Origin of the sequence: Streptomyces sp. SPB074 (genome assembly GCF_000154905.1) — a bacterium.
Taxonomy (GTDB): domain Bacteria; phylum Actinomycetota; class Actinomycetes; order Streptomycetales; family Streptomycetaceae; genus Streptomyces.
Genome location: NZ_GG770539.1, coordinates 1327448 through 1350600, shown reverse-complemented (window position 1 = coordinate 1350600; position 23153 = coordinate 1327448). Strand labels below are relative to the sequence as shown.

Genomic DNA, 23153 nt, shown 5'->3' with positions numbered 1-23153 from the left:
GGATCATGGTCGGATGATACGTCGTCATGAATTGTCCGATGCGGAGTGGGAGTTCCTCCGTCCGCTGTTGCCCGGGGCTTCTCGTGGGCGGAAGCGCTTGGACGACCGGACCGTGCTCAACGGGATCGTGTGGAAGTTCCGGACGGGCACGGCCTGGCGAGATGTGCCCGAGCGGTACGGCTCCTGGCACACCTTGCACACCCGTTTCCGCCGGTGGGCCCTGGACGGCACCTTCGAACGGATGCTCCAGGCCGCACAGGCCCGCTCGGACGCGGCAGGAGAGGTCGGCTGGCTGGTGTCGGTCGACTCCACCGTCGTACGCGCCCACCAGCATGCGGCCGGGGCCCGAAAAGGGGGCACCGCGACCGGGCACTCGGACGCTCCCGAGGTGGGCTGACCAGCAAGATCCACCTGGTCTGCGACGCCTTCGGACGCCCGCTCGCCTTTGTCCTCACGAGTGGCAACACCAACGACTGCACCCAGTTCGCCGCCGTGATGGAAGCGATCAGGGTGCCGCGCGTCGGCCCGGGCCGCCCCCGGACGAGGCCCGCGCACGTGCTGGGCGACAAGGGCTACAGCTCCCGCGCGATACGCGCCTGGCTGCGACACCGAGGCATCAGCCACACCATCCCCGAGCGTGCCGACCAGATACGCAACCGGCTCCGGCGCGGCAGCCGGGGCGGCCGCCCGCCGATCTTCGACAAGCAGCTCTACAAGCAGCGCAACGTGGTCGAACGGTGCTTCAACCGCTTGAAGCAGTGGCGCGGCATCGCAACCCGCTACGACAAGACCGCCGAGTCCTATCACGCAGCCGTCACCCTCGCCTCGCTCCTGATGTGGGCGTGACATTTGAAGACACCGCCTAGGCCACGACTTCGTCGGGGGAACCGAGAACGGTCAGGGTGCCGACGTGGTCGAGCGCGACCTCGTCGTGCGTGGGCGTAATGGTGAACAGGCCCGGCTTCACCGCGTGGCCAGCGAGGGCGAGGTGGCCCCCGATCTCTACGGCATCCTGGACTACGTCCAGGGCGAAGGCGCGGCGACCGGCGGCCGCCGCGCTGTATCCGGCGCTCAGGAACAGGCTTGTGCGGGCCGAGGACCCGGTCGTGCCGGTGCACGTCACCGGGTCGAGCCCGGTCGCGGTACGGGCGAGGAGGCCGACGGCCGTGCGGCGCGCCCGCTGCACCGCCACGTGAGGCCATGGCCCGGGCCGCGTCCGCGAGGACCAGAGGGTTGCCCGAGGCACGCGTCGCTTTCAGCGCCCGGTCAGCGAGGGCTCCCGCTTCGCCCGACTGCTGCTTGACGGGCCAGGATGTACGGGCGGGCGACGGCGGCCTGCGCGCTCCCGAGCGCCCTCCGCTGCTCTCCCGCGAGACCTCCGCGACGGCGATGAGATGCGGCAGCATTCCCGCGAGCATCGGGTAGCGCACGCGGATAAAAAATCTCTGTACTTCTCCGAGGCCGCGACGAAGGTCGCGCACGGGCGCTGGGCGGACGGCCGGTGGGGGAGCGGCGACGACGGGCGCGCCGATCAGCCTCGCCCCCGCTCCCGTTGCCGTTGCCGCAACAGCCAACAGCGTGCGCCGATGCGTCGTCTCTCCTGCCCGCGATGTGTCGGCCGCCGAGGGGCGAGAGCGGCCAGCACGCATGTACCAACGGGAAGGCGGCCGGTGCTCAGCTCGCGACGGCCAGGGCGTGCCGAGTGCGCTCGGCGAACGCGGCAACGCGCTTGTCCCCCCTGTGGGGCCCCAGCGCGCACGTCAGGTCGTGCACATACCATGGGCCTTGCGGAGCGGACCTGCGAGAGGAGGTCCACCGAGCGGCCGGCGACCGCGAGGGACTGGTCCAGGTCGCCGTTGTGAAGGTGCGCGGACGCCTGGACTGCGAGGCGGATGCGCACCGCGCGCCTGTAGCGCGCGGACGGCATGGTCTGCGCCCGCCGGCTCCAGGCGAGCGCGTCACGAGGGCGTGCCAGGTCGCGGTAGATCTCCGTGGCGTCGGTGGCCAGACGCATGTGCGTGTAGTAGGCCATCCGCGCCGGGGCGGGACTCGTCCGCGCCTGGTCGAGCAGGTTCTCTGTGAGGACGAGCGCGGCCGTCGCCTCACGCGTCGACCCGGCACGGGCGTGAGCACGCACCTGCGTCAATTTCGCGAACGAGCACGCCTTCGCGGAACCGGGTACGTTCCCCGAGGAGACGCGCGTCTTGCGCCGCCTGCGCCTGCTCGGCGTCGAAGAGTCCCAGGGCGAGCGAGCCGAGAGCACCACCTACCACGTCAACGGCTTCGGCCTGCGCTACCAGCTCTCCGCCCTCAACGCCGCGATCGGGCTCGCGCAGCTCGGCCACTTCGACAAGACCGCCGCAACCCGCCGCAGCCTGTGGCGCACCTACCGCGCCGCCCTCACCGACGTGCCAGACGCGACCCTCATCGACGTCGACATCGACCGCGCGGTCCCGCACCTGTGCCAGATCCTCATACCGCGCCAGGACAAGGTCTTCGCGCGCCTGCGCACGGCGCACATCTGCGCGGGCGTCCACTACCCGCCCAACCACCTCCAGCCGGCCTTCGCGCCCTGGCACCGGCCGCTGCCCGCCACCGAGCGGACCAGCGCGGAGATCCTGAGCCTGCCCTTCCACCCGTACCTCACCAAGGACGACATCGCCCACGTCGTACGCGCCGTACGCGACGCGGTCACCACGGCTCCCAGCGGTACGTAAGCAGGACCGGGCAATCACCCGGATGCGGCGGCCAGCAGAATCTCCACCAACCTGTCCGCCGCGTCCGGGCGCCCCTGCGCCCGCGCCGCCGCCCCCATGGCCTCCCTGCGTACCGGGTCTTCCAGCAGCGGCGCCACCGCCGAGCGAAGACGCTCACCGTTGACATCCCCCACGAGCGCGACGGCCGCGCCGGACTCCTCCAAGCGCCGGGCGTTGTGCGCCTGCTCGTTCCCGGCCGCCGACGCCAACGGCACGAACACGGCGGGCTTGCCCAGGGCGGTCAACTCGGCGAGCGTGCCCGCCCCGCTGCGCGAGATCACCAGATCCGCCAGGGCCAGCACATCGGGCAACTCCGCCCCGACAAACGGCGTCACGTGGTACCGCATCCCGAGGCGACCAGGAAGCGCCGCCGCGCGCGCGGCCAGCGCCTCGTAATGGGACGCCCCGCACTGGTGCAGCACGTTGGCACGCTCCAGCAGCCACGCCAACTCACCGCCCACCACGTCATTGATCTGCTGCGACCCCTGCGCCCCTCCGGTCACGTACACCGTGGGCAACGTCCGGTCGAAGGCAAGTCCCAGGGCGACCAGGGCCTTGTCCGCGTGCCCACTCAGCACCTCGGGCCGCACCGGGTCCCCGGTCACGACCGCGAGCGCGCGAACGCTCACGGGCAGCAGCGGCAGGGTTGACTCCGAGGACACGGCGATCCGCGAGGCGCTACCGGCGAGCCTGCGGTTGGCGAGCCCCAGCCGCACGGTCTGTTCATGGAGCACCAGAGGGACCTTCAACATCCGGGCTGCCAACCCGGTCGGCACGGCCACGTACCCGCCCGTGGCCAGCACCACGTGCGCCTCGAAGTGCGCGACGGCCTTGCGCGCCTGGGCCACCCCCAGGGGGACCCGCGCCATGTCCCGCACATTCGCTGGCGAAACCATCCTCAACGGATTCGAGGAACGCCTCACCTTCCCGGTGGCCACCGCCGTGAAGGCGATCCCCTCCGCATCGGCGACGCGCGCCTCCAGACTGTCGGCACTTCCGATCCACAACACGTCCAGGGAACGCCCCTGCCTCATCAACCGCTCGCGCAACGTACGAACCGCGGTGAGAGCCGGATAGGTGTGCCCGCCCGTACCGCCCCCCGTGACGATCAGGCGGAAGACGGCCGGAGGTTGAGAGGAAGTAGCCACGCGGGCACTCTAACGGCCGAGGTCGGGCAGGGTGCGTGAATCGTCCGAGCCCGTGTACATGCCGCCTTGCGCCTACCTGCCCTTCTGGAACAGCCTGTCTCGCCGATACGCCCCTCGATCCGCTCACGGCCTCCTGGACCACCACCTTGGATGGCTTGCACCTGGACGTCGGCAGCGGACGCGCGCACTCCGACTGTGCCGCTCCAAGCAGCACAGCCAGCTCCGCCTCGTGGGCGCCGCGTCCGAGGGGGTCCGCGTGGATACGGAGGCGAGGCAAACGGCCAAGGCGACGGGGCCCAGGGCCTGTGGCCCAGTCGGCCGTCCCCCCGTCACGGACGAGTTCGACCAGGCTCCTCGGGCGCGACGGCGACGGGCGCGGGTGTCGCATCGACGGGCGGATTCGCCAGGTTCGAGCTCGCGCTGCTCATCGGTACCTTCCGTTCCACGCACAGGTGCAGATTCTGGATCGTCCCTCCTGCACTCGTCGATCTGGATCTTCGCGATCTCCCCGGTGGCCCGGGCCCACCGCGTACGCTCCGAGAGCCCCGGGCGAAGAGCGTGACGGCCTTCGCCCGGGGCTCCCGGGCCGCTCGTTCCCCCTCGAACGGGCGCATCGGCTAGCGGAAGGTGCCGCGCCTCCCGGCGAGCTTCGCGAGGTCGCACGTCGCGCTGCCAACGAGGCAAGTCAGGTTCGCGTACCGGCGCTTGTACACGTCCGTTACTTTGCCGCCGTTGTAAATGTAAATGTGGTGGTTCGGCATGAGTCGGTGCTCACCGGAGCGGATGGCCCAGGTGCCGCCCTTGCCCACCTCCATGGTCAGCGCCCCGTCGATCGCGCCCTTGATGCTGCCCAGCCCCTCGCAGAACGGGTTGGTGGCGTGCAGGACCATGCGGACATCGACGCGGTTCTTGCCCGACCCCGCCTTGCGTGCGCTCAGCTGCTTCGCGCTCGCCGTCCTCGTTCCGAGGAGCCGGCCGGTCTTCTTCACGTACACGTGCGTCGCGCTGACCGACCGGTTCTGCGTGACGCCCTTCTTCTTCCAGTCGATCGTGGCGTTCAAGGCCGCCCGGTACTTGTTCGACTTCCAGTCGAAGCCATGACCGTCGCCGCCGTACTGGACCTTGGCACCGTTGTACTCGCACCCCGTGAGGGGGCCGTCGATGCGCTTCTGTGGGATAAACGCCACCCATGTCACCGTGGTCGTCGACGTCGCTGCTGCGGCGCGCGCCCGGCTCGCGGCAGCGCGCCGCACATCCCGTACGGACCCCGACGCCGGGGTGACCGCCCGCACCCCCCACGTACGGGCCACCGAGGCCGCCCTCGAACCTGGAGGCAGGAGCGGCACGACCTGGTACTCGTACTCCCCGCCACCGCGCACCCCCGTATCGGTGAAGGAGCCCGCGCCCGGTGCCGTCGTTGCCACCTGCCTGCCTTCTCGGACGATCGAGTAGCGGACCTCCGGGCCGTACGGCCGCCAGGCCAGCGTCACGGAGGACTCCCCGGAGAGCGTGGTGAACCCCGCGTCCGACATCGAGGAATCCCGCACCACGAAACCGCGCCCGGACCGGGCCACCTCGTAACCCTCGGCCCGCATCACCCGGTCGAGGGCCGCCTCACGTCCCCATCGCGTCCCGCCCTCCGCCTCGGCCGCGCTCGGCGCAAGCCCGTAGAGCAGCGGCACCAGGAGCCCCGACACCATCACAGCCACCCTCGTACGCTTCATACGTCCCCCATCAGATGATTGAGGGGGCACACGCCAGCCTTCGAGGCACGGTCACCCCCGTAATGCATGAAGGTGACATTATGAGCAAGCTGGGCACTGGCGGATGTATGCCGCGCACGTAGCCATCGCAATCACAGGAGAACCATGGGCCGCACCGACACCCACGCCGACATGACGTACGCGCAGCCCGCGCCCTACCTAGGAGCCCTCAGCCTCCTCCTGGTCGCCCTCGGCTTCGTCGGCATCCCGACAGCGATCTTCGGCCTCCTCGGCGGCGCCGTCACCGTCGTCATCAGCGCGATCGCCCTCGCCAAGAACGAGAACACCCGCCGGTCGATGATCGGCCTGCTCGCGGGCATCCTCGCCTTTCTCGTGCCCGCCCTCGGGCTCTTCCAGATGGCCTGAGCGTCCGCACTCGAACCCACTGACGCCCGCGGAGGAGATCACGCCGCCGCCGAGAGCGCCCCGTTCGCCGCGCGAGGACGCTCGCAGCGCGAAAAGCCCAAAGCACCCCCGCGAGGCGGCACCGAGCCCATCCGGCCCCGATCGCAAGATCACCCGAAGGAAGCCGCCCGCTTTCGACGCTGACGCACCCGCCCGGGCCGCCCTGCCGTGACAGCGGTACACAAATCCCGGCCCGGCGCCCATCTCCGCGACCGGGAAAATGAGCCGCAGCGACCCTCCACGAGGCACTGCTCATCGTCCGCACCCCGTTGCGAGCACACCTCGAACTCGTCCCCTGCTTCGCGCACGACCGCATACCTCAGCCGGCCCGGGTCTCTCTGCGACAGCCGTCCCAGCAGCCTGAAACCGGCTGTCGCGGGCACCCCGGCACAGGCCTCGCGCTCCGCCCGGGGCTTCGGCCTCGGCCACGTCGGCGTAGAGGCCTCGCACGGCCGTCGGCCTCCTCACGATCGCCCGGACCACTGCGGCCACCCGCGCTCCCGCCGGTCGTCTCCCATCTGCCCCGTAGGGGCCGTCCTCCTCCCCCTCCTCCCCCTCCGCCTCGCGGGAGCGAGCGGCCGCCCGAGGCTGTGATGAAGCCGGGCGAAACTCGCGCCCAGCTCGCTGCGGCCAGACTCCTGCGGGCGTGCCCGACGAAGGCGTTGACGGACTTGTCACTCCGGGGGGCGCGAACGCGGTCGTCTGGTCGTGCACGCACCCGTGGGCCTGGCGAACCGGACCTTGGGCAGGAGGCGCACCGAGCGATCGCCGAGAGCCCTTGGCTCAGATCACCCACGTGCACCCCCGCGGCCTCCATCGTGAGCGGGTGGAGTGTGCGGAAGAGTTCATCCGCAAACTGTGGGGCTGAGGTATGGAGGCCGCCTGCCGAGGATCCGCTCGGCAGGCGCCTTGCCGTAGGCGGCTTCGACGGTCTCGGCGGCCACGAGCCGATTTGTATCGAGCTCTTCACCTAGCTCGTGGGAAGCGCCCAGACGCTGGCTGATCGGGGCGTGGCGGGTGTCCGACGTGTTGCTGTCCGGGTTCGTTCCCGCTCGGCTACCGTGAGCAGGTGAGCTACAACTACCCGGCCGACCTTCTCACCCTCCAGCGTGATCTGACTGCCGCGCGCGCCGAGCTCGGCGCTCTGCTGAACGCGCTGCCGTACAGCGTTGACCCCCTGGACGCATGGGAGCGGCCAGAGGGGTACTGGGCGGGGGCGCGCACGGTCCCGGCCTCGCCGGGCTGGACGCCCGAGCAGCAGCAGGAGGTCGCCGCGTTGCGCGAGCAGGTCCAGCACCTGGCGATCGAGGCGGTCACGCACCCGTACTGGGAGACACTCGACCCGGCCGACCGCCTGTCCGCGCGGGACGGGCTCAAGCACCAGGACGAGCCCGCGGCCGCGTGACCGCACGATGCCCGCCTGTCCTTCTGGGGTGGTGCTCGGAGCGGGACTCGAACCCGCACGGCCACAGGGCCGGGAGCTTTTAAGAAGTCATCTCATTTGGTGAGTCTGCGGTAGCAGATGAGGGTGCAGGCGATGCTGGTGAAGGCGAGGAAGTGGTCGGCTTTGCGTTCGTAGCGTCGGTGGAGTCGTCGGCAGCCGGCGAGCCAGGACATGGTGCGTTCGATGGTCCAGCGGTGTCGGCCGAGTCGCTGCGAGGTCTCGACGCCTTTGCGGGCGATGCGATGCCGGATTCCGCGTCCGGACAGCCATTGCCGCAGGTGGCGGTAGTCGTATCCCTTGTCGGCGTGGAGCTTTCCGGGTCGGCGTCGACGGGGGCCCCGGCGGGAGCTGATAGGCGGTATGCCCTTCACGAGCGGGATAAGGGCTTGGCTGTCGTGGACGTTGGCACCGGAGATTGCGACGGATATGGGCAGACCGGTCCGCTCGGTGATCAGGTGGATCTTCGACCCGTACTTGCCCCGGTCGACAGGATTCGGACCTGTCAGGTCCCCCTTTTCAAGGCCCGCATGTTCACCGAGTCGATCGCGCACCGCGACCAGTCCAGCTCCCCGCGCGTACCGAGCTCGTCGAGGACCAGGCGGTGGAGCTTGGCCCACACCCTGGCCTTCGACCACTCCGAGAACCGCCGGTGGGCAGTCGCTCCGGACGGGCCGAACGACGCCGAAGGCAGCTGCTGCCAGGTACAACCCGACGTGGCCACGAAGACGATCGCGGCCAGCACTTCCCGGTCACCGTGCCGACGCCGACCACCACCCTGCGGCCGCGACGGCGCCTCAGGCACCACCCGCTGGAACAACTGCCACAATTCGTCCGGCACCAGCCGCTCAACAAGCCCCACCATGACTCATAGACTACCGAGTCACCCAAATGAGATGGCTTCTAAGCATGCCCTGTCACGTTAAGTAGTCCGCAGAAGGGCCTTGGCCTGCCGAGTCCTTGATGACGCTGCGGCTTCGGCCAAGCCGGGCACCGATGCCAAGGCCAGGGATAGTCCAAGCAACTTTTAGCCGGTACGACGCTATTCGGCGGGGCGAGCCTCGTGCGCGAGCTTGGGGATGGCGGACTCAGCTTGCACGGCAGACCGATCGGGGATGGTCGGCGCGGCCCGGCGGAAGTCCAGGTCGTCGAATTCTCCTATTGCGTCGGCGAGCTGGTCGCCGATGATGTCGCGCAGCACCTTGATAGCCGTCACCAAGAGATACCTGTGTTCAGGGGTGAACAGATGGTCGAAGGCGGCCTCGGTGTAGGCGAGGTCGCCGCAGCATGCGTCGAAGCAAGCCAGTTCGGCGGTTTGGACGAGGTCCCGCGCAATCGCGGGGTTGGCTCGCAGCTTGGTGACCAGGTCGATGTAGCGGTCAAGCCACTCGGGTACTTCGGCGACAATGGATTTGAGGCTGGCGACGGCGATGTCCTGCCGGGTAGCGCCGCCCTTGGTGTAGCTGTCGTGGATGCTCCGGACTTGGTGTTGGACGAGTTCGTCTGCCTGGCTGAGAATTGCCAGGATCTGGCTGTTGTCGGGATCTCCGAGGGTGACCGCGCGGGCGGCCCGTTCCTTCAGGTCGCTGGCCGTGACAACATCCAGGCGGGAGGCGTCGCGGATTGAGGCCAACAACAGCACGATCAGGGCGTGGCTGGCCAGGATCTGTCAGGTCGGATTCGGGACAACGCCCTGGCGTGTAGCGGAGTTCAGCGCAACCAGCGCGTTAAGACATTCGGGCGAGTCGGCCAGCAGGCTATCGGCACGCAGAAACGCCACCAGTCCACCGGGGATGTTTTTGAGTCCCTTGAGCTGCGTGTCAGTGCGACGTTCCGCCTGTTCACAGCCCATGCCCTGGATATGGGCGAATCGTTCGGGTACCCAGGCGTGGCCCTCCTCCCTGGAGGCGAGGGTCTGCATGTCCATAATCTGCAGATCCAGCGCCTGGGCGATGGCCCGACCCCGGCGGGTGATGGTTTGGCGAACGAGGACGGCTCGTTGGGTGCCAGTCAGGCGCTGCAGTCCGGAGAGCCACAACAGCCGATCCGGCTCGCCAGCCTGTCCCTTGGTGGTCTTGCATTCCAAAACGGACAAGCTCGTCCGCAGCCGGCCGTCGATGTCGACCGCGAGCACGTCAAGGTCGGTCAGGATGTCGCGCCCCCGGTCGGCGGCTACCCGCAACGGGACCCGCAGGCGAGCTAGGGCGCCCTCAGCGAACTCGAGGCGTCCCACCCGCCGCTCCAGGTCCGCGCCTGGGTCCTCGGGACGAGCGCGGTTCGCCTGGGTCGCCGCCACTAGAAGTTCCTCCGGGCCGTCGTGTCGCGCAGTGCTGACATGAACCGCCGCGAGTCGGCGTCGTCCAATACGACTGCGGTGGCGACCTGGGCGCGCTCGCGTTCCAGGTGGTTGTACGAGCGTTGCTCGCCGATCCCGGCAAAAGTCGTGTTCTCGCCCCCAGCGGTGTTCCCGCGTGCGTCGAGGATCGCGAGCGCTTGCTCCGCGACGTCGGCCTGCAGCAGGCGCATCCGAGCATTGCGGCCGTCGCCTACGACTTCGATGGTTCCAGCGGTTTCGAGCATCGCGTAGTCCTCCGCGATGCGCTCGTGGCGGCCGGCTTCTCCATCGCGGATGAGGGTGTACAGGAACGCGCCTGGGCTATTGAGCTTCCAGGACGCGAACGTCGATGCGTAGATCATGCTGCCGACGAGCTGACGGATGTGGCCGGATGGGTCGCGGGGGTCGGTACAGAACGGGTCTCGATGCAGGTGTGGTGTAAAGAGGAGTTTCTTGTCGCTGGTGGCGACGACCTGGGACCGCTCGACCAACCCAGCACTGACGGCGAAGTCGATGTCACGTCATGCCAATAGCCTGCTCATCCTCTTCCCGGATGAGAGTGCGCAGCAGGGCGACGTGTTCGTTGGGTCCTGTGACCTCTTCGACGAGGTCACAGAAGCTGCCCAGGGCGTCGTGATCGCGCAGATCCGGTACCTGGCCAGGTGTTTTGAGGACCGCGCGCACGGTCGGCCAGCACTCCGCCCAACGCTTCAGATGCCAGGCGAGCAAGTCGTCGAGAAAGGCCAGCGCAAGGCCGGTGTCGTTCCAGTCCTGCTGTTTGGTGAGGGAGCCTCGGCTCATCAGAACGCGCTCGAAGCACCACGGCAGCGCGAAGTGCGCCTCCTGCACATCCAGGGCCTGGATGGTGGCCCCGGATCGCATTGGTACTCGAGAGCTACCAGGCCGCCATGCGGCGCATCGGGGTGTGACCGGGCGCAGCGGGCCTTGCGGGACTCCGCGACCGGCCACCTGTCTCTCGCCCACCCGCACGTCCATACAGCGGGCCGAGTCGCTGCACCGGCCTGCACGGTTGGATGAATTCGAGGCCAGGCACGCCGAACAGACGTCAGCCAGTCAGACGAACCCATCAACTGCCACGTTTACCCTGGCCGGAGAATCATGGCCCGCCGCACAAGGGGCTCGTCGGCGCCATCAACGCCGAGTCCGTGGGACGTTCGATGTTTAACGACTGCATCACAATCGTGATCCCAGCGGAGCCAAGAGGTGCGCCTGGCGTCGAGCGCGGACGCGCCACGGCTGACGTCGTATCAGGCATTTTGTACGAGAGTGTCAACGCGATCTCCCTCCCCACGGGGACCGCGGGTATGCCTTCCGGTCTGTCGTGTCAACCCCCTTAAAGGAATGTGGAGATGGTTTGTAAAGATTGTGATCTAGCTACAAGATTTCTTTCGTAGAAATTTGCGCTTGGATCTCCCCTTGGCGGCTCATGGTGCGCCGTCGAGTGATCACAGGAGTTGTGATGAGGCTCAAGGGGAGATGGGTCCCGGGCTCAGGGGGGCGGGCAAGACCCTCGCACGCTGCGCTGGGACGCACGGCGTTGGCGGTTGCCGTGGTGCTCGCGGCCGAGACGGCGCTGGTGTCGCTGGAGTCCGGGGCGGTGTTCGCTGCGGACTCGGGAACCACGGAGGTGACGGCGGCCTCGGATACGAAGTCGGCCGCTTCGTCGGCGGATTCGGTGGCGGCCGCACTTTTGATGGCCCGCCTGCAGGACCGGAAGATCGAGGTGACCTCGGAGCGCACGGAGACGTCAACGACGTACGCCCTGCCGAGCGGTGAGCTGCAGACGTCCATGTATGCCGGGCCGGTCCGGCAGCAGGTGGACGGCAGTTGGCGCGACATCGACACCACATTGTCGGACAGCGGCTCGGTGCTGGAGCCGGAGGTGACGGCTGCCGATATCCAGGTGTCGGACGGCGGGGACACGGCGCTGGCGTCGGTGGCCAAGGGCGACAAGTCCTTTGGCATGGGCTGGGAGTCGAAGCTGCCGACCCCGTCGGTGAAGGGCGACACCGCCTCGTACGACCTGGGGGGGCGACCAGACGCTGACGGTGACGGCTCTGGCCCAGGGTTTCAGCCAGAACGTGCTCCTGGACACCGCGCCGGAGGAGGCCCCGGAGTACCGCATTCCCTTGGATTTGAAGGGAATTGAGCTGTCTGTGGCCGACTCGGGCCATCTGCTTCTCAAGGACTCCGACGGCAAGCTGGTGGCCGAGGCGCCGGCGCCGATGATGTGGGACTCCTCCAAGGGCGACGCTTCCGGCGAGTCCGAGCATCAGGCGAAGGTAGCGACGAAGGTCGAGACCGCCGCCGACGGCAGCCAGACGCTCGTGCTGACCCCGGACGCCGACTACTTCACGCAGGATCTGACCTATCCGGTGACCGTGGACCCGACCTCGACCCTGGCGGTCACCACGGACACTTGGGTGGCCACCAACTACACCGACTCGCAGGTCTCGTCGACCGAGCTGAAGTCGGGTACGTACGACGCGGGCACTACGAAGGCGCGCTCGTATCTGAAGTTCGATGTGTCAGCGTTCAAGGGCAAGCACATCACCGACACGAACCTGGCGCTGTACTCGTACTACTCCTCGACCTGCCAGACCACCGGGGCGGGCACGCAGGTGCGGCGGATCACCTCGTCGTGGTCGTCGTCGGACATCACCTGGTCCGCTCAGCCGTCCACCACGGCCACGGGTGCGGTGACGAACACTGCGGCCAAGGGCTATTCGAGCACTGACTGCCCGGCCGGCACGATGAACTTCGACATCGACGCCATCGTGCAGGCGTGGGCGGACGGCTCGTCCAACTACGGTCTGCGGATCGCGGGCGCGTCCGAGACCGACTCCTACACCTGGCGGCGCTTCCGGTCGGCGAACTACGTCTCCGGTGACGGCTCGACCGAGCCGCACCTGACCGTGACGTACAACTCGTACCCGGCAAAGCCGAGTTCGTTGGCGATCTCGCCGTCGCAGGTCAACGCCTACAACGGCAATCGGTACGTCACCTCGCTCACCCCGACGCTGTCCGCGAAGGTGACCGACCCGGACGGCTCGAACGCCAAGGCCCAGTTCGAGATCACTGCCGACCCGGCGTACGCGGACACCACCTACACCTACACCGGCACCAGCTCCGCGGTGTCCTCCGGCTCGACGGCGAAACTGACCGTGCCCTCTGCCAGCGCGCTGCCGGCGGGCAAGCACCTGCGCTACCGGGTGCGGGCATACGACGCCACCGACTACGGCTCTTGGACCGGCTACACGACGTTTGTGCTGAACACCGCCAAACCGAATGCCCCGGCAGTCTCCTGCGACACGTACGAGGAGAACGGCTGGATGGCGAAGGCCGACGGCGCCGTGTCCTGCACCGTGGACACGGATTCCACCGACGGCGCGGGCTACCACTGGGGCCTGGACGACACGTCCATGCCGAACAGGAAGCTGGACACCACCAACGGCACCGGCGGCGACAAACTGACCATCAGCATCAACCCGGCCAACGGCTGGCACACCCTGTACGCCAAGACCGTCGACTCCGGGGGAAACCTTTCCGCAACCACCACCGCGTACTCCTTCGGTGTCGGCGCTGACGGCGCCGCGATCCTCTCCCCGCAGGACGGCGACGACACCGCCCGCCGCCTGACCCTGTCCGCCAAGGGCCTCACCTCCTACACAGGAGTGACCTGGCAGTACCGCCGCGGTGAGGAGGACTCCTGGCACGCCGTCCCAGTCGGCGACGTAACCGCCTCGGGTGACGCGGTCACCTCGTGGCCGGTGAAGGTTACCGACGGCACCGCCACCAAGCTCGTGTGGAACGTAACCGATTCGCTGGACGAGGACGGAGTGGTCGAGCTGCGGGCCGCGTTCAGCGACGGCACGAGCACCGGGCACTCGCAGACGGTCGACGTAACCCTCGACCGCGACGCCGGCTATGCGGCCTCCAGCGAAGTCGGGCCCGGTGAAGTGAACCTCCTCACCGGTGACTTGACACTGTCCCAGACCGACGCCGAGGCGTTCAACAGCGCAGTGGAGCGGACGTTCTCCTCCCGTGCCAACAACACGGACGACGAGGGCATGGCCGAGATCTTCGGCCCGGGCTGGACCTCCTCCGTGGTCGGCGACACGGCGGACGGCGATCACACGCAGATCCGAAAGACCTCGGACACCTCAGTAGAACTGCTGGCCGCTGACGGCAGCGCGATCGCCTTCACCGCGACCAGCGGTGGCGGCTGGGGACCCGAAGCAGACGCAGATGGCCTGACGCTGACCGGCAACCTGTCCGGCAACAAGTTCACTCTGACGGACACCGACGCGAACGTGACGGTGTTCGCCAAGGCGGACAGCAGCGCCTCGACGTGGACCTTCGCCTCGAGCGCGGCCGCGGTCGACGACTCCACCATCACGGTGGCCTCGGAGACAGTCACGGTCGGCGGTAACACGCTGACACGGCCCAAGTACGTGGTCGCGCCCGACGGCGCGGTGCAAGCGTCGACCTGCCAGACAGAGCCGTCGACCAAGGGCTGCCGGGTCCTCGAGTACGTATACGCCGACTCCACCACGGCCACCGACAGCTCCCTGGGGAACTACAAGGACCAGGTTCAGGCCATCAAACTGTGGACTGCCGATCCCGGGGCCAACAAGGCTACGGCCGAGACGGTCGCCCAGTACGTCTACGGCTCCTCCGGTCGTCTGCGCCAGGTGTGGGACCCCCGCATCAGCCCCGCGCTGAAGACCACCTACACCTACGACGCCGACGGCCGCGTCCAGACCCTCACGGATCCCGGTGAGCTGCCATGGACCTTCACCTACGGCAAGGCCGGTTCCGCGCTGACGGCCGGTGCGGGCATGCTGCTCAAGGCGTCCCGTCCCGCGCTGGCGGAAGGCTCGAAGACGACCACCTCCGGCACCGCGGCCACGACCGTGGTGTACGACGTGCCGCTGTCCGGGGACAAAGCGCCGTACCAGATGGACAAGGACAGGGTCGCCACGTGGGCCCAGGACGAAGCGCCCACGGACGCCACCGCCGTCTTCCCCGCCGACACCACACCTTCATCCAGCACCGGCAGCGACCTGAGTGCCGCCGCCTACGAACGCGCCACTGTCACCTATGTCAACGCCAACGGAGACGAGACCAACACGGCCTCCGCCGGCGGCGCACTGGACGTCACCGAGTACGACGTCTACGGAAACACCGTGGCCGTACTGTCCGCCGCCAACCGTGAACTGGCACTGGGCACCGCCGACGGTGCCGCGGCCAAGCTCGCCGAACTGGGCCTGACCGAACTGTCCACCGCCGAGCGGGCAGACTTCCTCGCCGATGTCTCGGTGTACTCGGCGGACGGTGAGGAACTCACCGACGAATACGGACCCTTGCGCCTGGTCACTCTGTCCGCGGACCTGGCGGGCACGGCCAGCGAGGCGACCTTGCCCGCGGGAACCGCAGTCCTGGCACGCAGGCACATGTCGTACGCGTACGACGAGGGGCGGCCGGACGATGCCGCGGTCTCCGGCCTGGCGACATCCACCACGACAGGGGCATACGTCGAGGGTTACGCGAAGGACGCGGACAGCCGCACCTGGGCTACTCGTTATGACTGGTCCAACGGCCACCAGACGGCTGCCATCGAGGACCCGAACGGCAAGGCACTGACCACGGCCACGACGTACGACTCCGACGGACGGGCCGCCTCCACACGCCTGGCCGCCTCCACGGGCTCGGACGCCGGCACTCTCACGTACGACTACTACACCGCAGACGGCAGTGGCACCTGTGCCAACCGGCCCGAGTGGGCGGGACTGCTGTGCCGGACCGCACCGGCCGCCACGATCACCGGCGGCGGAGGCAACCCGAGCGAACTGGTCACCACCGTCTACACCTACGACCGGTGGGGACAGGTAGCGACCAAGAAGGAGACCTCCAACAGCGTTACCCGCACCACGACCACCACGACCGACGCGGCCGGCCGAACCACGAACCTGACGGTCACCGGCGGCACCGGCGAGAACACACCCGCAACCGAGTACATCTACAGCAGCACCACCGGCAAGGTCACAGCGATCCGCTCAGGCGGACAGACCGTCTCCTACGGGTTCGACGACCTCGGCCGACAGGTCACCTACGAGGACGGCACCGGCAACACCACCACGGCCGCCTACGACAAGCTCGACCGCGTCGTGAAGGTCACCGACTCGGCACCGTCCACCACGACCTACACCTACGACAAAGCCGATCAGGTCAAGACCCTCACTGATTCGGTCGCAGGCACCTTCAGCGCCTCCTACGACGCCGACGGCACGCTCACCACCGAGTCCCTGCCCGGCGGCCACACCCTGGCCGTCACCACGAACACCGAGGGCACGGTCACCGCGAAGGAGTACACCGACGCCGACGGCACGACCGTCCTGTCCGACTCCGCGTCCTACACGGTGCACGGACAGCAGGCCGGTCACAGCCAGACCGACGGTTCCACCACCGACACGGACTACACCTACGACAGCGTCGGCCGCCTGACCCGGGCCGCCGACACCACGGCCGGCGGCTGCACCACCCGCGCCTACATCTTCGACACGAACAGCAACCGCACCCAGCTGGCCACCGCCTCCGACGACTGCGACAGCAGCACCGATGACGCGACCAGCGACACCACCGCCTACTCCTACGACAGCGCCGACCGCCTGATTGCCGACGGCACCGCGTACGACGCCTTCGGCCGCACCACCAAGACCGGCGACACCACGCTGACGTACTACACCAACGACCTGGTCCACTCGGAAACCGTCGGCACAAGTCGCAAGACCTGGTCTCTGGATGCCGTCGGACGTCTCCACAAGGCTGTCACGCAGGCCAAGGCCGACGACGGCACCTGGACCACGTCGTCGACCGACACCAGCCACTACGGTTCCAGCGGCGACAGTCCCACCTGGAGCAAGGGCTCGGACGGCACCGTGACCCGCAACGTCACCGCTCCCACGGGCGGACTCGCTGCGATCACCTCCGCCACCGGAGACACGGTCCTGCAGCTGACCACCCTGCACGGTGACGTCGCCGTCCGGCTCCCGCTGGACGACACGAAGGCGGCAGAAGTCCAGCGCTACGACGAGTACGGCAACACGCTCGACGGCACCGCAGGCGCCACGTACGGCTGGCTCGGCGGCTACCAGAGATCGGCCGACACACTCAGCGGCATCACCCTCATGGGCAGCCGCCTCTACAGCTCCGACACAGGCCGCTTCCTGCAGACCGACCCGGTCTACGGCGGCAACACCAACGCGTACGTGTACCCGGCCGACCCCGTCAACGCCTACGACCTGGACGGACGCTTCGTCATCGCCATCCCGGTCTTCATCGCGGCGGAATGGGCCATCACAGCACTCATCGCACTGGTCGCCGCGTCCGCCACAGCATGGATCTGCCACATCTTCGGCTGCACGGTCACCGTCTCGGGAACCGGTGTGAAAGTTCCCTGGCCGGACAAGAAATCCAAGACGGCGAAGAAATACAAGAACAAGACCTACTGGGGCTACAAGATCTACCGCAAGAAAGGCGGAAGGATCTACAAGTATGGAATCACCAGAGCAGGGAACAGTCGCCCCAAGTCGCAGCTGAGAACATGCGAGAGGTATTACAACAGGGCGTGCGGCTATAAGATGATCTGGCGTGGCAAAGGGTGGTACAACGCCCGAGCGTGGGAAGCCATGAAGATCACGAAGTACGTTGCTCACCACGGGCACTGCCCGCCCGGGCAGCTGAAGAGTTGCCGCTGATCCGACGGAGTTGAATGGGGGTGCCCCGGCTCGCCGGGGCACCCCCACGGACATCTGAGAGGAACGAACCGTGAAGGAATCCCAGTTCTGGGCTGCCATCGACGAGCTGGAAGGGTGCGCCGACGAGGCATCCGTTCATGAACTCCATGAGCTGCTTCTGGGGGAAGAGGACGAGGATGTGGTCGCGTTTCAGCGGTACCTTGAAAAACACCTTTCCGAACTCCGTCGGCGGGCAGAAGAGGCCGGGAATCCCCTGGGTGAAGCGGAAGCGTGCGCGGTCGTGGCCGCCGGGAAGAGTGTGTACACGCTCATTCTGAATGAGCCGGCAAAGTTCCATGAACGCGAGTGGGACTGCGAAGAGTCAATTCTCCTCGAGCGGGCGGCACCCGAGGTACTGGGATTCCTTCAGAGACTTCCTGAATCGCCGGAAAGGGGAGGCTGGCTGGATGTCCGCTTCGGATCAGACTTCACCATCCCGCCCATCTACGAGAAATCGATCGAGCGACTCAGAGATCTCATTGAAGATTCCCCGGAGTGGTCCCGTTGGTGGGAGGCTGCTGAATCGCCCAGACTGTTCATCATCCTTGAGTTGATGAAGTCGCCGGAACTGCGCGAGCCTCCAAGTCTGCGCCGCAGGCACGACATCGTGGAGTTCAGCATGAGCATCGACCCGCAGCGTGTCCGTCGGCTGCGCTTGCCTGGCAAGGCCAAGCAAGCGGCTGAAGTGGCTTGTGACGATCTGGCGGCCTGCCTGATGCACGTATCTGACGCGCTGTCTCTGGGAGCGATTCCGTCCTTTCCACGGGCCGCCGAAGGCTGACCTCGGTTCGTCAGCAGTGATTGCTGCCGGGCATGCCATACACACAGCGATGGCTGCCGACAGCACAGCCGCGACCGCGCTGAGCCAGCCACAGACCCTCGGTCTCCCAGCCTTCACGCGTTTGGTGTGGAACACTCGCACAGCAGCCGGGCTGGTTCCCAACCCCCGTGGGAACCAGCCCGGTTTGCTATGGCCGGTCGGCTATCCGTTGCCCTCCGGCGCCGCCAGACGGTAGGTGCGCGGCTTGTCGCTCACTTGCTCGGCGATGCCCTGCCGAGCGAGGGTGACCAGTGCGTTGGCGATGGCGCCCGAGGACTTCTCGATCATGCGGCTGATCTTGGTAGCGGTGAACGCCTCGCCGGGATGCGCCTCGAGGTGGTCGATGACCATGTGCCGTAGTGCTCCGGGCGCGAGCCGCTTCTTCTCACCCGGCAGGATGATCGCTTCCGTCGGCGTCGCCTGCCGCCCGGCGCCTGTCTGCGGGGCAGGGGGGTCTTCGTTCTTCGAGCCGTCGCTGGAGCCGTCTGTGGGCGGCTCGTTCTCGTCGGTGTCGTCGCCCTCGCTGTGTTCGGCGTCCTGCGGCGCCTCGGTTGCCGGGGCGGTGGGGGCGTCCATGGTGCCGTCGGCGGGTGCATCCTCATCGGCCGTGCTGTTTTCGATCGGCTCCGGGCTGTCCGTGTCGGGGGATTCCGGCTGGGTGCTGGCGGGTTCCTGACTGTGGGGGTCGTCGCCGTTGGTCTCGGGGGTGGGGGCGGCGCGCCAGTGGTCGGGGGTGCGGCGGGGGCCGTCGTGGCCGCCGGGGGTGCGTACGGCCAGGCCGTGCTCTTCCAGGGTGGTCAGGGCCTTTCCGGTGGTGGAGCGGCCCAGGCCGGCGGCGAGGGCGAGTTCGGCGGCGGTGGCGCTTTCGGTGAGGCCGGTCAGTTCGGTGTAGATCGCGGCGGGTGCGCCGGTCAGCTGGGCGAGCGGCTCGGGGGCGGGGGCGGCGTGGCGTGTACGGGTGCCGTCGGTCGTGGTGTCGGACATGAGGGAACCTCGTTCCGTGTGGATGTCGTGGTTGAGGTCCCCGGCCGGGGTGCGGGTCCGTGTGTGCGGTCCGCAGGGTTCGTCGGGCGCGTGCGCATCGCGGTTCTCCCGGGCGAACAGGGCCGTGGCACGAGCGGGTTGACGGTGGTCCGTGAGCCCGCTCGGGTCGTCGGCCACGACCATGGACGCTCGCTCGGCGAGGGAAGTCAAGCGGCCCGATCGTTTCCCGATCGGGCCAGCTCAGAGGGGCGTCACGGTTGCGGGCGACTGCGGGGTGAGGGGGTGCCGGGTCGATCGGCGAGGGGGGCGTCGTCAGATTCCGAATCCCGGATCCGGTGGGGCGGATCGGGCGGCGGACGAGGGCGGTTCAGCCGATCGGGAGCGGCGGGTCGGGGCGGCGGGCCAAGAGCTGCTCGCGGAGCTGGCGGGCGCGCCGAGGGCCGATGCGCAGATCGGTGCGCAGCCGCCAGATGCTCACCGGTTTCTTCGTCGCGGCGCGGGCTGCGTCGTCCAGGGCCACGGCGCGCGGCCACACGTCGGCGTCTGTCGCCAGGTCGCCGACCGGTCGGGGGCCGGGTCCCACGGGGCGGTCGTCGGGCGTGCTGTCGGCCATATGGGTTCTGTCCTGGCCGACGCGGGTGTAACCGGGGGTGCGGGATGAGGCGGGACCGGGATCCGGACGACCCCCTGAGAGGCGGGAGTTGAGCGGATCGCGATCGGTGGCGTCCGGATCGGTGTGCTCCCCAGCCGTTCGGGGTGCGGTGGAATCGGCGGGGCCGATCTTGTCCAGGAGGTCGGTGACGGTTCTTCGGTAGGCGGCGATCGTCTCCGCCAGGGCGATCAGGAGCAGCGCCGGGGTCAGGTGCAGCAGCACGGCTGCCGGATCGGCTCTGCGGGGCCAGCCGATCTGGCCGTCGGGCCACAGCGATTCCCAGGAGTTCATCAGGGCGGCGGTACAGCCGGCGCCCCAGCGCAGTGCGGTCGACCAGGCCGGTGGGCGGATACCCCAGGCGGCCAGACGGGCGTCGACATACAAGACGCCGGCCAGCGCGGTGCCGATCATCGGGTCGAGGAGGATGGCGATGGGGAGGGGGACGCCGCGGCTGGTGGCGAAGCGGGTGACGTTGACGGTGGTGAAGACCAGGGTCAGGATGCCGACCACGCACAGCACGCGGGTCATGGTCCTGAGCAGGCCGACGGCCTCGATCGCGGCGATCTGCTTCACCGGACACCACCGCCTGGCACCGCCGGCCTGGTCGCGCCCTGGAAGGAGGGGGCGTCGGTGTTCGCGGGGCCTTCGCGGACCACCGCGCCGGGGCGGGGTGCGTCGATGGTCTGTCCGTGGCCGGTGTAGAGCGAGACGTGGGTGATGTCGCGCGGGCTGGTGCCGAAGAACAGAAGGTCGCCCGAGGCCAGTTGGGCGCCCTTCGGTAGGCGCGGACCGCGGTCGTACTGGGCCTGGGCGACGCGGGGGATGGGGATGCCGGCGGCGTTGTAGGCGGCCTGGGTCAGGCCGGAGCAGTCGAAGCCGCCCTCGGCCGGGCCGTCCCCGCCCCACACGTACGGGGTGCCGAGCTGGGCGCGGGCGAAGGCAACCGCCTTGACGGCAGCCCCAGTTGGGGCGGGGGCGGCGGCCGCGTACCGGTCTGCGATCGTGAGGACCTGGGTGACGTAGGCGTCGGAGTGGTTGTAGTGCCAGATCGCCCGCCGCAGGTTCTTGCCGTTGCGGGCGCCGTTGGCGCACAGCAGCCGGGCTGCGGCGTGGACGGCGTCGACCGGGTCCCAGGGGGTGGGCGGGTTCTTTCCGCCGGGCGGTACGGGATGCGCGTACGCCTTGAAGGTGGAGGGCAGGAACTGCATCGGCCCCACGGCGCCCGCCGAGGAGCGCATGGTGGGGTGGCGTGCGTGGTCGGTCTCGACCTTGCCGATCGCGGCCAGGATGGTCCAGGACAGGCCGGGGCATTCGGGGGCGGCGCGCTGGTAGAGGGTGAGGCCCGGCCCATAAGCCTAACGGATAGCAACGTCTTTGCAGGCCCTGGGCCCGGCCCGCCAGCTGCAACCGGCCCGGCCACGCACACTGCCCGCCGCTCATCGCTCCAGCGCCCCGGTGGGTACTCCTTGCCCTGCCGGCCCCTGGTTGTGATCTTCGGCGTTTACAGAAATTCTTCAGCGGACGTGCCCCCGCGCCAGTTACAGGACGTTACCGAGAACCAGGTTGCACGCCCTGCAGTTGCGGATCGAGCACGGACCCCTCAGCCCAGCGGACAACACCTTCACCCCTTGTTGAACATGTCCGCACCCGCATAAGCAAGGTAGATGACCCCTAGTACTCCAGCAGCGGTTCGTGTCCTGAGCTGCGTTTTTGGTAGTGGCAGCGGCGGGCGGTGGCTTGGTGGTGTCTTCTCCAGGCTGACCACTTCAGTGCGTGGGTGACTGGGTCGGGGTGGGGTCGGGGGCGGGGAAGGAGAGTGTCCAGGAGGCGTCTGATTTCTGCCACGGTGAGCGGGGCGAGAGAGGTTCGTTTCCAAAGCCCCCTTTTTCGGGCTCGTCGGCGGCTTGGGCTGCGAGTGAGGTCAGGACGGCGTGGGCGAGCATGGCCAGGGTGATGTGCCGGTACCAGCCGACGTAGCGGCGGACCTCGTACTCGTCCAGGCCGCACTCGTTCTTCGCCGCCTGGAAGCATTCCTCGATCGCCCAGCGTGTGCCGGCCGCCCGCACCAGGTCGGCGACAGTGGTGCTCGTGGGCGCGTAGGCGAAGTAGTAGGCGGTCTCCTCGGGCCGTGCCACGCTGCGCCGGGCCAGCACCCATCGGTGGTGGGCTGACTCGTCGCCGTCGAAGAGGGCGATCGACGGCAGTCTCGCGCTCGCCCAGTCGTAGACCCTGGGGCCCTTGGCCCCGTTGCCGCAGGACAGCCGCTGCCAGGCATCCTGGGGCGCCTGGGCGATGAGCTCGTCGATCCGCCAGAACCCCGTCAAGCTCTTGACCTGCTGAGACTTCGGAACAGCGACGACGTAACCGACATCGAGTTCCTCCAGCAGGCGGCGGAACTTCCAGTCCTGCCCATAGGCCTCGTCCGCCGTCACCCACCGCGCCGGCAGACCGGCGGCCAGCGTCCGGGTAACCATCGCCCTCGCGAGTTCACCCTTGGTCGCGAACTCCCGCTCGTCGGGAACCTTCGCCGCCCGGCAGCGTTCCCGATCCCCTGTCCACGCCTTCGGGAGATACAGCTCCCGGTCGACCAGGGCACGTCCGCGAGACGTGGCGTAGGCGGCGAAGACCCCGACCTGACAATTGTCGATCTTGCCCGAGGTGCCGGTGTACTGCCTGCCCACACCCGCCGACGTGATCCCCTTCTTGATGAAACCGGTGTCATCGATGATCAGGACCCCGTCATCACCGAGCACCTCGGCCACATACTCGCGGACATCGTCCCGCACCGCGTCCGCATCCCAGACGCTGGAGTTCAGCAGCCGCTGGAACCCGTCAGGACTACGGTGCCCCGCCCACTCCGCGAGCTGCCAGCCGTTCTTACGCGCCACACGAGCCAGCAGACCCCGAACGTAATCCCGCATCCGCCACCGCAGATCCGCCCGAGCAAACCGACCCGCGACCCGAGCGAACACAGCCTCCAACTCCGCGGACCATACAGCTACTTCACCCAGCTCCCTCATACCAGGAGA

General features: G+C 68.3%; 18 protein-coding genes and 1 pseudogene. 7 read left to right on the top strand and 12 right to left on the bottom strand.

Annotated features, from left to right (window positions below; translation table 11 throughout):
- Window positions 1-13: 13 nt before the first annotated feature.
- Window positions 14-846: pseudogene (locus SSBG_RS30720) on the top strand (IS5 family transposase).
- Between the two features lie 16 nt (window positions 847-862).
- Here SSBG_RS30720 and SSBG_RS05395 read toward each other — a convergent pair.
- Window positions 863-1192: a hypothetical protein gene (locus tag SSBG_RS05395; protein ID WP_008745195.1), complete on the bottom strand. Its 330-nt coding sequence runs from the start codon at window positions 1190-1192 to the stop codon at window positions 863-865.
- Window positions 1193-2204: 1012 nt separating this feature from the next.
- On the opposite strand from SSBG_RS05395, the gene SSBG_RS05390 reads away from it, so the two are divergent.
- Window positions 2205-2717: a DegT/DnrJ/EryC1/StrS family aminotransferase gene (locus SSBG_RS05390; protein ID WP_008745193.1), complete on the top strand. Its 513-nt coding sequence runs from the start codon at window positions 2205-2207 to the stop codon at window positions 2715-2717.
- 14 nt (window positions 2718-2731) lie between these two features.
- Here SSBG_RS05390 and SSBG_RS05385 read toward each other — a convergent pair whose 3' ends face one another.
- The gene (locus SSBG_RS05385) at window positions 2732-3904 is read right to left on the bottom strand and encodes a UDP-N-acetylglucosamine--N-acetylmuramyl-(pentapeptide) pyrophosphoryl-undecaprenol N-acetylglucosamine transferase (protein WP_008745192.1); all 1173 of its coding nucleotides are present in this window, start codon (window positions 3902-3904) and stop codon (window positions 2732-2734) included.
- Window positions 3905-4521: 617 nt separating this feature from the next.
- Window positions 4522-5604 carry a hypothetical protein gene (locus SSBG_RS05380; protein WP_106429306.1) on the bottom strand — a complete coding sequence of 361 codons (1083 nt, stop codon included), beginning with the start codon at window positions 5602-5604 and terminating at the stop codon, window positions 4522-4524.
- Window positions 5605-5772: 168 nt separating this feature from the next.
- On the opposite strand from SSBG_RS05380, the gene SSBG_RS05375 reads away from it, so the two are divergent.
- Entirely contained in the window at window positions 5773-6033 is a 261-nt protein-coding gene (locus tag SSBG_RS05375; protein WP_008745190.1) for a hypothetical protein, read from the top strand.
- A gap of 1108 nt (window positions 6034-7141) precedes the next feature.
- Complete coding sequence (locus SSBG_RS05370) at window positions 7142-7477, top strand: hypothetical protein (RefSeq protein ID WP_008745189.1); 336 nt, start codon at window positions 7142-7144, stop codon at window positions 7475-7477.
- Window positions 7478-7569: 92 nt separating this feature from the next.
- On the opposite strand, the gene SSBG_RS32045 is transcribed toward SSBG_RS05370, so the two are convergent.
- From SSBG_RS32045 to SSBG_RS05340, 5 genes are all read right to left on the bottom strand, one after another.
- Window positions 7570-8378, bottom strand: a protein-coding gene (locus SSBG_RS32045) for an IS5 family transposase (RefSeq protein WP_106429290.1) whose coding sequence is annotated in 2 segments (ribosomal slippage) — window positions 7570-8030 and window positions 8030-8378 — 810 coding nt in all. Because the reading frame shifts where the segments join, the coding sequence is not laid out codon by codon here.
- 177 nt (window positions 8379-8555) lie between these two features.
- Entirely contained in the window at window positions 8556-9155 is a 600-nt protein-coding gene (locus SSBG_RS05355; RefSeq protein ID WP_037869007.1) for a hypothetical protein, read from the bottom strand.
- Window positions 9156-9182: 27 nt separating this feature from the next.
- Window positions 9183-9809, bottom strand: coding sequence for a hypothetical protein (locus SSBG_RS05350; RefSeq protein ID WP_037869005.1), 627 nt, complete (start codon window positions 9807-9809; stop codon window positions 9183-9185).
- The gene (locus SSBG_RS05345; protein WP_008745188.1) at window positions 9809-10339 is read right to left on the bottom strand and encodes a hypothetical protein; all 531 of its coding nucleotides are present in this window, start codon (window positions 10337-10339) and stop codon (window positions 9809-9811) included. Before SSBG_RS05345 ends, SSBG_RS05350 begins: the two co-directional genes overlap by 1 nt.
- Window positions 10340-10364: 25 nt before the next feature.
- Window positions 10365-10697: a hypothetical protein gene (locus SSBG_RS05340; protein WP_158677745.1), complete on the bottom strand. Its 333-nt coding sequence runs from the start codon at window positions 10695-10697 to the stop codon at window positions 10365-10367.
- Between the two features lie 709 nt (window positions 10698-11406).
- Between SSBG_RS05340 and SSBG_RS34265 the strand changes: the two genes are divergently transcribed.
- From SSBG_RS34265 to SSBG_RS05330, 3 genes are all read left to right on the top strand, one after another.
- A complete protein-coding gene (locus SSBG_RS34265; protein ID WP_234010385.1) occupies window positions 11407-12018 on the top strand; it encodes a hypothetical protein in 612 nt (203 codons plus the stop codon).
- A complete protein-coding gene (locus tag SSBG_RS05335; protein WP_234010383.1) occupies window positions 11918-17629 on the top strand; it encodes a DNRLRE domain-containing protein in 5712 nt (1903 codons plus the stop codon). The genes SSBG_RS34265 and SSBG_RS05335 overlap by 101 nt, the downstream gene beginning before the upstream one ends.
- 70 nt (window positions 17630-17699) lie before the next feature.
- Complete coding sequence (locus tag SSBG_RS05330; RefSeq protein ID WP_008745185.1) at window positions 17700-18449, top strand: hypothetical protein; 750 nt, start codon at window positions 17700-17702, stop codon at window positions 18447-18449.
- Between the two features lie 201 nt (window positions 18450-18650).
- Here SSBG_RS05330 and SSBG_RS05325 read toward each other — a convergent pair whose 3' ends face one another.
- The 4 genes from SSBG_RS05325 to SSBG_RS05310 all read right to left on the bottom strand — a co-directional run bounded on the left by SSBG_RS05325 (window position 18651) and on the right by SSBG_RS05310 (window position 23144).
- Window positions 18651-19472 carry a hypothetical protein gene (locus tag SSBG_RS05325; protein WP_158677744.1) on the bottom strand — a complete coding sequence of 274 codons (822 nt, stop codon included), beginning with the start codon at window positions 19470-19472 and terminating at the stop codon, window positions 18651-18653.
- 367 nt (window positions 19473-19839) lie between these two features.
- Window positions 19840-20697, bottom strand: a complete 858-nt coding sequence (locus tag SSBG_RS05320) for a hypothetical protein (protein ID WP_008745183.1) — start codon at window positions 20695-20697, stop codon at window positions 19840-19842.
- Window positions 20694-21425 (bottom strand): NlpC/P60 family protein, encoded by a 732-nt coding sequence (locus tag SSBG_RS35640; RefSeq protein ID WP_078491219.1) that lies wholly within the window; start codon window positions 21423-21425, stop codon window positions 20694-20696. The genes SSBG_RS05320 and SSBG_RS35640 overlap by 4 nt, the downstream gene beginning before the upstream one ends.
- Window positions 21426-21890: 465 nt before the next feature.
- Window positions 21891-23144 (bottom strand): IS701 family transposase, encoded by a 1254-nt coding sequence (locus SSBG_RS05310; protein ID WP_037869003.1) that lies wholly within the window; start codon window positions 23142-23144, stop codon window positions 21891-21893.
- Between the last annotated feature and the right edge of the window lie 9 nt (window positions 23145-23153).